Source organism: Alkalimonas sp. NCh-2 (assembly GCF_039631345.1).
GTDB classification, from domain to species: domain Bacteria; phylum Pseudomonadota; class Gammaproteobacteria; order Enterobacterales; family Alteromonadaceae; genus Alkalimonas; species Alkalimonas mucilaginosa.
On record NZ_JBDIUV010000001.1, the window covers coordinates 1 to 12,482 of the forward strand.

Annotated in this window: 11 protein-coding genes and 1 pseudogene; 3 read left to right on the forward strand and 9 right to left on the reverse strand. The window is 52.1% G+C overall.

The window, feature by feature from the left end; all coding sequences use genetic code 11:
* Nucleotides 1-379: 379 nt before the first annotated feature.
* Nucleotides 380-694, reverse strand: a complete 315-nt coding sequence (locus tag ABC502_RS00005; protein ID WP_345914489.1) for a DUF6482 family protein — start codon at nt 692-694, stop codon at nt 380-382.
* A gap of 157 nt (nt 695-851) precedes the next feature.
* On the opposite strand from ABC502_RS00005, the gene ABC502_RS00010 reads away from it, so the two are divergent.
* Entirely contained in the window at nt 852-2,501 is a 1,650-nt protein-coding gene (locus ABC502_RS00010; protein ID WP_345914490.1) for a response regulator, read from the forward strand.
* On the opposite strand, the gene ABC502_RS00015 is transcribed toward ABC502_RS00010, so the two are convergent.
* The 8 genes from ABC502_RS00015 to ABC502_RS00050 form a co-directional block, all read right to left on the reverse strand.
* Entirely contained in the window at nt 2,498-2,938 is a 441-nt protein-coding gene (locus tag ABC502_RS00015) for a nuclear transport factor 2 family protein (protein ID WP_345914491.1), read from the reverse strand. The two genes, ABC502_RS00010 and ABC502_RS00015, sit on opposite strands and share 4 nt — an antisense overlap.
* A 48-nt stretch (nt 2,939-2,986) precedes the next feature.
* Complete coding sequence (locus ABC502_RS00020) at nt 2,987-3,745, reverse strand: SDR family oxidoreductase (RefSeq protein WP_330130323.1); 759 nt, start codon at nt 3,743-3,745, stop codon at nt 2,987-2,989.
* Nucleotides 3,742-4,632: a 3-hydroxyisobutyrate dehydrogenase gene (mmsB, locus tag ABC502_RS00025; protein WP_330088441.1), complete on the reverse strand. Its 891-nt coding sequence runs from the start codon at nt 4,630-4,632 to the stop codon at nt 3,742-3,744. Before mmsB ends, ABC502_RS00020 begins: the two co-directional genes overlap by 4 nt.
* 10 nt (nt 4,633-4,642) lie before the next feature.
* A complete protein-coding gene (locus ABC502_RS00030; protein WP_330088440.1) occupies nt 4,643-5,776 on the reverse strand; it encodes an enoyl-CoA hydratase/isomerase family protein in 1,134 nt (377 codons plus the stop codon).
* Nucleotides 5,776-6,549: an enoyl-CoA hydratase gene (locus ABC502_RS00035; RefSeq protein ID WP_330130320.1), complete on the reverse strand. Its 774-nt coding sequence runs from the start codon at nt 6,547-6,549 to the stop codon at nt 5,776-5,778. Before ABC502_RS00035 ends, ABC502_RS00030 begins: the two co-directional genes overlap by 1 nt.
* 27 nt (nt 6,550-6,576) lie before the next feature.
* A complete protein-coding gene (locus ABC502_RS00040; RefSeq protein ID WP_345914492.1) occupies nt 6,577-7,734 on the reverse strand; it encodes an acyl-CoA dehydrogenase family protein in 1,158 nt (385 codons plus the stop codon).
* A 28-nt stretch (nt 7,735-7,762) separates the two neighbouring features.
* Nucleotides 7,763-9,259 (reverse strand): CoA-acylating methylmalonate-semialdehyde dehydrogenase, encoded by a 1,497-nt coding sequence (locus tag ABC502_RS00045; protein WP_345914493.1) that lies wholly within the window; start codon nt 9,257-9,259, stop codon nt 7,763-7,765.
* Nucleotides 9,260-9,352: 93 nt separating this feature from the next.
* Nucleotides 9,353-10,537: an acetyl-CoA C-acyltransferase gene (locus ABC502_RS00050; protein WP_345914494.1), complete on the reverse strand. Its 1,185-nt coding sequence runs from the start codon at nt 10,535-10,537 to the stop codon at nt 9,353-9,355.
* Between the two features lie 271 nt (nt 10,538-10,808).
* Here ABC502_RS00050 and ABC502_RS00055 point away from each other — a divergent pair.
* Both ABC502_RS00055 and ABC502_RS00060 read left to right on the forward strand, forming a co-directional pair.
* Nucleotides 10,809-11,195, forward strand: a pseudogene (locus ABC502_RS00055) (MerR family DNA-binding transcriptional regulator); the annotation flags it as partial.
* A gap of 70 nt (nt 11,196-11,265) precedes the next feature.
* Nucleotides 11,266-12,435, forward strand: coding sequence for an isovaleryl-CoA dehydrogenase (locus ABC502_RS00060; protein ID WP_305944414.1), 1,170 nt, complete (start codon nt 11,266-11,268; stop codon nt 12,433-12,435).
* Nucleotides 12,436-12,482: the final 47 nt, after the last annotated feature.

A 12,482-nucleotide genomic window follows, 5' to 3' on the forward strand; every position in this document is an offset into this window, starting at 1 on the left:
AGTTTTGACTCAGTAGTACTGACTAATAAATTAACATTGGTCACTCATACTGATTATTCGTTTGCACGTATCAACACAAGTACCCACACAGATAATTGATTGCTTATTGTTAAAGAGCAGCGCTTCATTCTGAAGCAGGACGCGTATTCTACTGCGTCAGGGTTTTAAGTCAAGCACCAAATCAACAAGTTTTCCAGTTCACTTCACTTAAAATTTGTCGTACATCAAAGAAGGGTTTCAAACCGCCTCCGCGCTGTCGACTGGGCGGCATTATAGAGACTTGCAACAGCAAGGCAAGCGAAAAAAGCAAAGCACAAACCGTTTGCACAAAAATCCGGCAAACAGACTGATAAACTGGCAAAAATGGCAGCAAAAAAACTTAGCCCGGCTCTGCAGAGCCAAACAAAGGCACCTTTAAAGTATTATCAACTTTATCGGGGGTACCTACCATTTCATCATAAGCGGATTGATGACTGAGGTAGGCATTACGAGTAGTCGCTTCACCAAAAGCAGCTTTAACCTGGTCGATGCTGTGAAATTTTTTAGACCGTCCGGTTTCATCATCGATGATAAAAGCTTTACGGTTATCAAAATCAACTTCAGCTAAATAAAGCCCCATCTCAAAAGAATGGATGACGAGTTCATCAATATGGACATCCTGACGATTTAAATGCTCAATTCTGTGATAGTTCATAGCAGCCTCCTACGTTATGTCCAAGCTGTATACGAGCTTAGTCTAAATTTCGATCCCTTTCCCGCGCTGTCAAGCATATTGGGACATCCTTTACTTTACCGATGTAAGCGCGCACTATGATGGAAAAGTTGACAATGTACTGTAAGTCGAGCTGTTGATGGATCCATCCTTTTTCCGTTGCAAACAAGTCCTGATAGTTGAAGACTGTGCCCCAGTTCGAGCTACAATTAAGAGCATGCTTCAAACCATGGGCTTTGAAGCCATTCATCTGGCACGAAACTCTACCGAAGCATTAAAGAAGTGCTATGAGATCCCATTCGATTTTATTCTCTGCGATTTTAACCTGGGCGACTGCAAAGATGGCTATCAACTCTTTGAGGCATTAAAACAGCAAGAGCTCATTAGTCCGTTGTGCTGTTTTATGATCATCAGTGCCGAGAGCCAGCGCAAAATTGTCCATGGTATGATTGAACTGCAACCAGACGATTACCTGTTAAAGCCATTTAGCTACCCGGTGCTGGAAGAACGTATTGTGCGCATGGTTAAAACCAAGATTGCATTGCGTAAAATTTATCTGGCCATTGCTGAGCAGGATTACGCGCTTGCGATTGCCGAATGCGACAAAGCATTACAGGCGAAACCTGAGCTCAACCAGACAACCTACCGTTTAAAAGGTGAATTGCTACTGCAAACGAAAGCCTATAAAAAGGCTGAAAACTACTACCGGACGCTCAAAGAAAATAAGAACTACCCTTGGGCCAGGCTGGGTTACGCCATTGCAGGCTTCCGGCAGGAACGTTGGGAGGACAGTGAACTGGAGTTGGTTGATTTAACCCAGTTTGATGAAACTAAGGTCGAAGCTCTTGACTGGTTGTCCCGATTGCTGGTTAAGCAAAGCCGTTTCCGACAAGCTTGTGACACCTTGGCAGAAGCCGCATTACTTTCGCCTAAAAACATTACCCGCCAGCAAACCTTGAGTAATTTAACCAGTATCATCGGAGATAAAGAGGCTGCAGCGCGGATCCATAGCAAATTGGTGGCTGCTGCACGCCACTCAATTCATGACACCGCGGATAATTACCTCAATCATGCCAGGGCTTTAATCGATCTGGCACAAACAAAATCGGTCATGGAGCGAGCCGTTCAATTGCAACATGCCAGCCAATTAGTCACAGGACTGAGCAAGCGATTTAATGAGGCTCTGGTGCAACAGGAGGTCCAGTTGGTTCGAGGCCGAATCCTGGCTGCCAAAGGACAGTTGGCCGAGGCAAAGGAACTCATCCATGGCATTACTGGTTTGAAAAGTAAAAAGCTCACCATAGACAGCTGCATGGATGCCGCAAAAGCATATTTCGAAATTGGTGATTTGTATGAAAGCGAGTATTACATTGAAGAAATGCGCCGCCACCTGGCGAAAGATGACTTCCTGACCGAAACTCAGCAGTTGATGTTGAAGATGGAGAAAAACCGGCATCAGGAGCTAAAAGATAAAATAAAAACCATCAACCAGGAAGCCTCAGCAGCATATCAGCATGGACATTATGGCCGCGCCAGTGAATTATTTTTTGAGGCTTTTCAGTTTATGCCCAGCAATCCGGTGATTGCGCTAAATATGCTGCAGGCCATGAGTAAAGGGACAGGTTTGACAGCAGAAACCATGAAGCTCGCCAGACAAGCCATAGCCTTAATTGAACAAGGCGAGCTAAGCATTACTAACCAGCAGCGTTACAAAAAATACTACCGCACACTCATCAGCAAACATCCTGAATTGGCAACCAAAACACGCGCACAATCGATAAGTGGTTAATCGACTGCCCTTGTTGCCTGCCAGGATACCACCTGCCATCCGGTGTCATTGCGTACCAGGGTACCACTGTTGTAAAAACGCAACGACTCCGCATCGCTGTTACCGAGCAAAGTAAAGTTCAGCACTGCAACCTCACCATAAATCCGGATCTGGATATCCTCTGCCGAATAATGCATGCGAATATCGGCTTCAGCAACAGGTCCTCCGCTGCGTACGCCTTGCATCAAGGTCATTTTACCAAAACGAGCACCAGCCGAGCTGGTATACACCAGATCGTCTGCCCAAAAACGCTGGTGTATGGCCTCATCGTTGCGGCTGGCTCCCGCCAAAAACTGATGCAATAAAGCGGTAATGTCCGCTTGGTCGCTGTTTGCTGATGCTGCAGGAGCAAGCAGCACTATTACCAGCAAGCTAAGACTAGATAGGAAATGTTTCATCGGAGTTTCTCGCATAAAAAAGCGAGCCGAAGCTCGCTTTGTGATGGATTACATGCTGATGCCGCCATCAATCTCGATCACCCGACCGGTGAAGAAATCATTTTCAAAAATGTACTTGGCGGTATGGGCAATTTCGCTGGCTTCGCCAAGGCGACCGACCGGTTTCATTTTTTCCAAGCGATCGCGTGCTTCGGGTTTCATTGCATCGGTCATAGCGGTACGAATAACACCCGGTGCGATGGCGCCAACCCGAATGCCGTAACGGCCCAGCTCTCGCGCCCAGGTAACCGTCATAGCAACCACGCCAGCCTTGGAGGCCGCGTAGTTGGTTTGTCCCATATTGCCGCCACGGGCCACGCTCGACATATTGATGATCACGCCTTTAGTACCACGCTGCACCATAATAGCAGCCGCTTCACGGCCACAGAGGAAGACGCCGGTCAGGTTGACATCGATCACCGACTGAAACTGTTGCAGAGGCATCTTGCTAACCAGCTCACCGTCTTTGTATTTCAGCAACAAGCCATCGCGTAAAATGCCGGCATTGTTAATCAAACCATCCAACCCATCAAAGTCACTGTCAATGGCCGCAAAGGTCGCTTCAACTTCTGCTTCGTTGGCGACATTGGCCTGATAGGTTCTGACTTCAGCGCTAGCCGACAATTCCGCTTTGGCGGCTGCCAACTGCTCGGTATTCATATCAATCAGGGCCAGCCGGGCTCCTTCGGCAGCGCACATCCGCGCCATTTCAAGCCCAAGCCCCTGGGCACCGCCGGTAATGGCGATGATTTTGTTGTTCAGATTCATGCTTTTTTCTCAAACAGTTTAAAGATACTGGAAAAATCAAGTTTGCCATGGCCGGCGCGCTGATGAGCAACGTACAGGTTGCGTGCCAAAGCGCCCATCGGCGTGCTGCTTTGGCTTTGAGTCGCTGCTTCCAGCGCCAGCCCAAGATCTTTGGCCATCAAATCCACCATAAAACCGCCTTGGTAGTTGTTGGAGGAAGGTACATTCTCCATCACATCCGGGCAGGGGTTGTAGAGTTCCAGCGTCCAGTTACGACCGGAGCTTTTGAGCATAATCTCCGACAGCACCTTTGGATCAAGCCCATTGTCGATGCCCATTTGCAGCGACTCGGAGGTACCCACCATCAAAATACTCAGCAGCATGTTGTTGCAGATTTTCGCCACCTGACCGGCACCAATGGCACCGGCGTGGAAAATATTTTTCCCCATGCCCTGCAGCACCGGTAGCGCTTTTTGGTAATCGGCCTCGCTACCACCAACAATAAAGGTCAAAGTACCGGCTTTGGCGCCACCCACGCCACCGGAAACCGGGGCATCAATAAAGGCAATGCCCTGCTCAGCCAATCCGGCCCCCAATTTGCGGGCACTGTCAGCATCAATGGTGGAGCAGTCAATCACCAGTGCATCTTGTTTGATCTGTGCGGCGATGCCCTGCTCGCCCAGATACAAGCCAAGTACATGCTTGCCGGCCGGTAACATGGAAACCACAAAGTCAGCACCGGTGGCGGCATCGGCCGCAGAGGCTGCAACTTCGGCCCCTTCTGCTTTCACAGTTGCCAGTGCCTCGACTGACAAATCAAAAGCTTTGACCTGATGGCCGGCTTTGACCAGGTTGATGGCCATAGGGCCACCCATATTGCCAAGACCAATAAATGCAATCGTTGCCATGGTAAACTCCTTACAAGCCTAACATCCGCAGCGGATGCTGGCTGGCAGTCCACGGCGATGTGAAAAAGGTATCGATCAGTTCTTTCGGAACCGACTCAACATTCGGGTATTGCCAGTTCGGCTGACGATCTTTGTCAATCAGCAGCGCACGAACCCCTTCGGCAAATTCACCCATACGACCACACTGCACACTGATGCCAAGTTCCAGCCGGAAGCTATCAGCCAAAATCATGCTCTGCCCCAACTGCAATTGCCGGAATACAATGTGGGCGGTGATAGGGCTGCCATAGCTTAGTGCCTCTTTGGCTTTTTGCAGCCAGCTGTCATCGCCAGGCATCGCATCAATGGCAGCAATCACGGCAGGCAGGTTATCCAGCTCAGCCAATTTGGCAATCTCAGCCTGATGCGGTCGGATCTGACTAAGTGGTAGCTGCGTGCGGCTGTGCTCTTCAAAATCACGGAGCGCATCGGCCAATTTCTGGTGATTGAGCGCTACGGTATCGCCCCATTTCACCGTTAGCAGTTTATCCAGCACAGCCGCTTTTTTATCATGCAAAATAAAGTGATCGGCCAAGCCCACCAAGCGTGCATCGGCCGCATTGATGGAAGCGCCGGTTAAACCCAGGAACAAGCCGCAGCCGGTTGGCATCCGGTTTAAAAACCAGCTGGCACCCACATCTGGATAGAGGCCAATGGCCAGCTCGGGCATCGCAATACGGCTACTGGCCGTGACCACCCGATGCGAAGCGCCCGCCATCAAGCCAAGACCACCGCCCATCACAATGCCATTGCCCCACACCAGCACCGGTTTTTCAAAAGTGTGGATCAGATAATCCAGGCTGTACTCTTTGGTGAAAAACTCTTCGACGTAGGGGGCATAGCTGTCCGGGTGGTCTTTCATCGCCTGGTAAAGATCACGAATATCACCGCCGGCGCAAAACGCTTTGTCGCCGCTACCTTGCAGCACCACCATGGCGATACCAGCATCGTCTTTCCATTGCTGCATCTGTGGCAGTAAAGATTCAATCATTGGCAGGCTCAGGGCATTCAACGACTTCTCTGAATTCAGCGTTGCCAGGCCTATCCGTTTGCCATGCTCTGTGGTCAGCTCCTGATACTGCACGACTGGATGCTCATTGCTCATTATCCATTTACCCATCTTGGTTGACGTTTTTGCAGAAATGCCTGCACGCCCTCAACTTGATCCTTGGTATCAAACAAGGCGACAAACAATTCCCGCTCCAGTGGTAAAGCTCCTTGCATGGTGCCACTTCGCCCTTGTTGGATCAAATGCTTGCAGGCGGTGATTGCCGATGGACTTTGTTCGCCTACCTTTTCTGCCAGCGCCAGCGCGGCGTCCAGCGCCTGACCGGTCGGGACCACCTCTTCCACCAACCCAATGCGCATAGCAGTATCGGCTTTCAGCCGCTCGCCACAAAGGATCATGCGCTTGGCCCAGCCTTCACCCACCAACCAGGCCAGGTTCTGGGTACCACCGGCACAAGGCAAAAGCCCGACTTTGGCTTCCGGCAAGGCCATTTGCGCCTGCTGTTCGGCAATACGGATATCACAGGCCAGCGCCACTTCCAGGCCGCCACCCATGGCATAGCCATTGATAGCGGCAATACTGACACCACGGAACCGGCTTAAGGTTTCAAAGGCATCGCCAAACACCCGCGCCATATCGGAGGCGACGGCTTTGTCACCATCGGCAAACAACTTCAGATCGGCACCGGCGGAGAAAAATTTGTCACCTTCGCCGGTGATCACCAGCGCATAAATGCTTTTATCCTGCTCAAGCTCCAGCACCAGTTGCTTTAACTGCTGCAGGCTGGCTTTGGTCCAGGTGTTGGCTGGTGGATTTGACATGGTAATCAGCGCGGTGTGACCGCGCTTTTCCAGCGTTAATGCTGCCATCACAGACTCCTTGGGTGTAAAACGTACTTAGAGGATATCGCCCGCGGCTTCATCCAGCAGACGGCGACTAATGATCAGTCGCATAATCTCATTGGTGCCTTCCAAAATCTGATGCACCCGGACATCACGGAAGTGCCGCTCCAGCGGGTACTCCTTGATGTAACCATAACCGCCGTGCAACTGCAGGGCCTGATCGCAGACCTGGAAGCCAACATCGGTGGCGAAGCGCTTGGCCATAGCGCAATAAGCCGTAGCCTCGCTATCGCCCTGATCCAGTTTAAAGGCAGCCATCCTCACCAGTTGCCTTGCAGCCACCAGCTCGGTCGCCATATCGGCCAGCTTGAATTGCAGCGCCTGAAAAGCTGCCAGCGGCTTACCAAACTGCTGACGCTCCAGCATGTAATTACGCGCTGTATTCAAGGCTTGCTGAGCGGTACCAATGGAGCAGGTGGCAATATTAATGCGGCCACCATCCAACCCTTTCATTGCAAACGAAAAACCCTGGCCTTCTTCACCCAGCAGATAATGCGCTGGAATACGCACATCTTCAAAGGTAATCAAACGGGTTGGCTGAGCGTTCCAGCCCATCTTCTCTTCGGCTTTGCCGTAAATCACGCCCTTGGCATCGGCCGGTACAATAAAAGCAGAAATACCCTTAGGACCCGCTTCACCGGTGCGCGCCATCACCACCAGCACTTCCGTGCTGCCGGCGCCAGAGATAAACATTTTCGAGCCGTTTAACACATACTCAGCGCCGTCTTTTTTCGCCGTGGTGCGAAGCGCTGCCGCATCCGAGCCTGAGCCTGGCTCGGTCAGACAGTAAGACGCCAGCTTTTGGCCGGTGACCAGATGCTCAACCCACTCGGCCTTGGCATCGGCGCTGCCCCAGCTGGCAATCATCCAGGTCGCCATATTGTGAATGGTCAGCATGGCCGTGGTCGCGGTACAGCCCATCGACAGCTGCTCGAAAATAATGGACGAGTCCAGCCGCGACAGCCCCATGCCACCCTCATCTTCCGGGGTATAAAGCGAGCAAAAACCCAGCTCACCGGCTTTTTGGATCACATCTTTTGGAAAATGATGATCACGGTCCCACTGGGCCGCGTTCGGTGCCAACTCTTGCTCGGCAAACTGCTTAGCCACATCAACAAAAGCTTGTTGGTCTTCGGTTAAATTGAAGTTCATCTACTTGGACCTCACTGCTGAGTCTGATTTAACGTAAATTAATCGACATATTCGGGCCTGAGACCTGAATATCGTCATCAAACCAGCGCGCGGTAATGGTTTTGGTCTCGGTATAGAAACGCACCGCTTGCTTACCATAAGCATGCTGATCGCCGTAGAACGACCCCTTCCAGCCAGTGAAAGAGAAAAATGGCAGTGGCACCGGAATTGGAATATTGATCCCCACCTGACCGACTTCAACCTGATGCTGGTACTTACGCGCAGCAGCTCCGCTGGCAGTAAAGATGGAGGTGCCATTGCCATACGGGCTGTCGTTCACCACTTTTAGCGCTTCATCCAGGGAGTCGACGCTCATAGTAGTGAGCACCGGGCCAAAGATTTCCTGCTTGTAGATTTCCATCTCGGTAGTGACATTGCTGAACACGGTCGGGCCAACCCAGTTGCCATTAGGAAATCCTTCAACGCTGCAATCAGAGCCATCCAGCAAGCAGGTAGCGCCTTCTTTTTTGCCTTGTTCAATCAGCGACAAAATACGGGCTTTGGCTTGCGGGCTGATTTGCGGGCCATAGGCCGCATTCGGATCGGTGTAAACACCAGGCCGTACTTTGCCAATGGCAGCGGCCACTTCCGGGATCCAGTCCTGGGCTGCGCCAACAAAGACAGCAACCGAAATCGCCATGCAGCGCTGGCCAGCAGCACCCACAGACGCACCCACCAGGGCATTGATCACCTGCTGCTTGTTGGCATCTGGCATAATGACCATATGGTTTTTGGCACCAGCAAAGGCCTGCACCCGCTTCAGATTATCGGTACCGGTTTTGTAGATGTACTGGCCGACATTAACCGAACCCACAAAGGAAATGGCTTTAATATCCGGATGATGCAAGATGGTATCGACTTGCTCTTTGGCACCATGCACCACCTGCAGTACCCCTTTCGGTGCACCGGCTTCGGCAAAGAGTTCCGCAATGCGATTCACGGTCATCGGATCCTGCTCCGATGGCTTTAGTACAAAGGTATTGCCGCAGGCAATGGCCATCGGGAACATCCACAGTGGGATCATCGCCGGGAAATTAAAGGGCGTAATACCAGCACAGACACCTAACGGCTGAATGTAACTGTAGGTATCGATGCTACGCGCTACGTTTTCGACCGTTTCACCCATCATCAGCGATGGGATATTCGCGGCCTGCTCCACCACCTCGATACCACGCCAGACATCGCCTTTGGCATCTTCGATGGTTTTGCCCAGTTCCTGACAGATGATCTCAGCAATTTCAGTCTGATGTTCTTTTAACAGGTTGCCAAAACGCATCATTAAACGTGCCCGCTCGGATACCGGTACTTCTTTCCAGCTTTTAAAAGCTTCTTTGGCCGACTCAATCGCCCGGCTCATTTCAGCTGCAGTGGCACAAGGAGCTTGTGCAATCACTTCCTGCGTCGCCGGGTTGGTCACCGGGATCCATTGCTCGGTTGTCGAGTCAATGAAGGCGCCATCAATAAATAATTGGACTTGCTTGGTCATACAATGCTTCTCCCACGAGTTCGAACATCAGCCAGCCAGGCTTATTATTGGTATGCTTGCCCGGCGGACTGCTCATTTAAATCAGATGATCCGTTACACCAGCTCCACAGCCAGTGCCACCGCTTCACCACCGCCGATGCACAACGAAGTGACACCGGTTTTCAGATTGCGTTTACGCAGCGCGTGGATCAGAGTCACCAGCAAACGTGCGCCAGAAGCGCCGATGGGGTGGCCCAGTGCACAGGCACCGCCGTTGACATTGACTTTGGCATGATCCAAACCAAGCTCCTGAATCGCGAGCATGGTGACCATGGCAAAGGCTTCATTAATTTCCCACAAATCGACTTGTTCTTGATCCCAGCCGGCTTTGGCCAGTACTTTTTGCATGGCGCCAACCGGTGCTACGGTGAACAGTGCCGGCTCCATCGAATGGGTCGCATGCGCCACCACCTTGGCCAGTGGCGTCAGCCCTTTGGCTTTGGCATCGGATGCGCGCATCAGCACCAGGGCAGCAGCGCCATCCGAAATGGAGCTGGAGTTGGCAGCTGTGATGGTGCCGTCTTTGGCAAAAGCAGGCCGCAGACCTGGAATTTTATCGATTTTGGCGTTGCCCGGCTGCTCGTCGATGGCAAAGGTGACTTCCCCTTTGCGGGTGCTGTAGCTGACAGGGGCGATTTCATCGGCAAAAGCACCGCTTTCAATGGCATTTTGCGCCCGGGTCAGGGAGTCGACAGCAAACTTGTCCATGGCTTCGCGGCCAATGCCATACTCGTTGGCAGTGTCCTGAGCAAAACAGCCCATGGCTTTGCCGTCGTAGGCATTTTCCAGCCCGTCCAGCATCATATGATCTTTGATTTCACCATGGCCCATGCGAAAACCAGCGCGGGCTTTGGCCAGCAAATAGGGCGCATTGGACATCGATTCCATGCCACCAGCAACCACGACATCGGCAGAGCCGGCTTTGAGCAGGTCATGCGCCAGCATCACAGTTTTTAAACCCGAGCCGCATACTTTATTCAGGGTGGTCGCGCCAGCAGACAACGGCAAGCCGGCTTTTAAGCTGGCCTGACGAGCCGGTGCCTGGCCAAGACCGGCCGGCAACACATTGCCCATAATGACTTCGCTGACAGCATCACCGCCAATTCCTGCCTCGGCCATCGCCGCTTTGATCGCCACTGCGCCAAGGTCAGTGGCGCTGACACTGGACAAACCGCCCATAAAACCACCCATCGCAGTGCGCTTGGCTGCGACAATCACAATTGCATCCTGTTCGGCCATCAGATTCTCTCCGTCATTGCTTCGTCAATTAAAAAGTCTGCGCCAGAGACTACACCATATTGACGTTTACGCCAACGTCAACCTTATACCACTATGGTGCAGTTTTGTCGTTTTTGTTCAGCAAAATGCAGTGGTCAGCGCTCTGTGTTTGGCATCTTTGCTTTACAGCGGTTTGGAAAACACCAGCTCAGACCAGTGCACGACACCGGCCCCAGCTTTACCTTTACGTAAACTTCACTTATAGTTGTCGGCAGATTTCAGGAAGACCACCATGACGCAAAAAACCGAAACAACTTACTCAATCAGTGAGTTAGCCAAAGAGTTTGATATCACCACCCGTAGTATCCGCTTTTATGAGGATCAAGGTCTGCTGACGCCGATGCGCAATGGCCAGACCCGGATCTACAGCAAACGGGATCGGGTGCGCCTGAAACTGATCCTGCGCGGAAAACGGCTGGGCTTTAGCCTGGCGGAAACCGGCAAACTGTTCGAGCTGTACGATGCCGATAAAAGCAGCGTCACCCAGCTCAATACCATGCTGGCCTTGATCGAGCAAAAGAAAACCGAACTGCACCAGCAAATGGACGACATTAAAGTGGTGCTGATGGAGCTGGTTACGGTAGAAAAACGCTGCCGCGAAACCCTTAGTCAGGCCAAACACAGCGGCAGCAAAACTGCCCCTGAAACCCTTGAATCAGCAACCTTTGAATCAACAGTGGAACAGCACCATGATCACGACTTATAAAACTCTGAATTTTGACCTTGGCGAAACCGTCGACATGATCCGTGAGCAGGTCAATGCCTTTGCCCGCGAAGAAATTGCCCCACGTGCCGAGCAAATTGATCACGACAATGCGTTCCCGAACGAGTTATGGCGTAAGTTTGGTGATCTGGGCCTGCTCGGCATTACCGTTGATGAACAGTACGGCGGCTCTGGACTTGGCTACCTGGAGCATGTGGTGGCGATGGAAGAGATCAGCCGGGCTTCTGCCTCGGTGGCCCTGTCTTATGGCGCCCACTCCAACCTGTGCGTGAATCAGATTTTCCGTAACGGCAATGAAGCACAAAAGCAAAAGTACCTGCCAAAGCTGTGTAGCGGTGAGCACATTGGCGCTTTGGCAATGAGCGAGCCCAATGCCGGCTCCGATGTGGTCAGCATGAAGCTGCGTGCCGACAAACAAGGCGATCGCTACATCCTGAACGGCAACAAGATGTGGATTACCAATGGCCCGGATGCGCACACCTACGTGATTTACGCCAAAACCGATGTCAATGCCGGCTCCAAAGGCATCACTGCCTTTATTGTTGAGCGTGGCTTTAAAGGTTTTAGCCAGGCGCAGAAACTGGACAAGCTCGGCATGCGCGGCTCCAACACCTGTGAGCTGGTGTTTGAAGACTGCGAAGTGCCGGCAGAAAACGTGCTGGGCGAAGTCGGCCGTGGTGTGCAGGTGCTGATGAGTGGCCTGGATTACGAGCGCGTGGTGCTCTCTGCCGGCCCACTCGGCATTATGACCGCTTGCATGGACGTGGTGGTGCCTTACATCCACGATCGCAAACAATTTGGTCAGTCCATTGGTGAGTTCCAGCTGGTGCAGGGCAAAGTGGCCGATATGTACACCCGGATGAATGCCGCCCGCTCTTACGTCTATACCGTAGCCAAAGCCTGCGACCGCGGTGAAACCACCCGTAAAGATGCTGCTGCGGTGATCCTGTACGCTGCCGAGCTGGCCACTCAGATGGCACTGGATGCCATTCAGCTGCTGGGCGGTAATGGTTACATCAACGAGTACCCGACCGGACGTTTGCTGCGTGATGCCAAACTCTATGAAATCGGCGCCGGCACTTCGGAGATCCGCCGCATGCTGATTGGCCGTGAGCTTTTCACCGAGTCGAATTAACGAGTTTTCATCCAGAAACGGTCTTCGGCCCTTTTCTGGATCTACCC

Coding starts and splice junctions, on each gene's coding strand:
- ABC502_RS00005 (WP_345914489.1), bottom strand. CDS start 694: ATGAACTATCACAGAATTGAGCATTTAAATCGTCAGGATGTCCATATT.
- ABC502_RS00010 (WP_345914490.1), top strand. CDS start 852: ATGGATCCATCCTTTTTCCGTTGCAAACAAGTCCTGATAGTTGAAGAC.
- ABC502_RS00015 (WP_345914491.1), bottom strand. CDS start 2,938: ATGAAACATTTCCTATCTAGTCTTAGCTTGCTGGTAATAGTGCTGCTT.
- ABC502_RS00020 (WP_330130323.1), bottom strand. CDS start 3,745: ATGAATCTGAACAACAAAATCATCGCCATTACCGGCGGTGCCCAGGGG.
- mmsB (WP_330088441.1), bottom strand. CDS start 4,632: ATGGCAACGATTGCATTTATTGGTCTTGGCAATATGGGTGGCCCTATG.
- ABC502_RS00030 (WP_330088440.1), bottom strand. CDS start 5,776: ATGAGCAATGAGCATCCAGTCGTGCAGTATCAGGAGCTGACCACAGAG.
- ABC502_RS00035 (WP_330130320.1), bottom strand. CDS start 6,549: ATGGCAGCATTAACGCTGGAAAAGCGCGGTCACACCGCGCTGATTACC.
- ABC502_RS00040 (WP_345914492.1), bottom strand. CDS start 7,734: ATGAACTTCAATTTAACCGAAGACCAACAAGCTTTTGTTGATGTGGCT.
- ABC502_RS00045 (WP_345914493.1), bottom strand. CDS start 9,259: ATGACCAAGCAAGTCCAATTATTTATTGATGGCGCCTTCATTGACTCG.
- ABC502_RS00050 (WP_345914494.1), bottom strand. CDS start 10,537: ATGGCCGAACAGGATGCAATTGTGATTGTCGCAGCCAAGCGCACTGCG.
- ABC502_RS00060 (WP_305944414.1), top strand. CDS start 11,266: ATGATCACGACTTATAAAACTCTGAATTTTGACCTTGGCGAAACCGTC.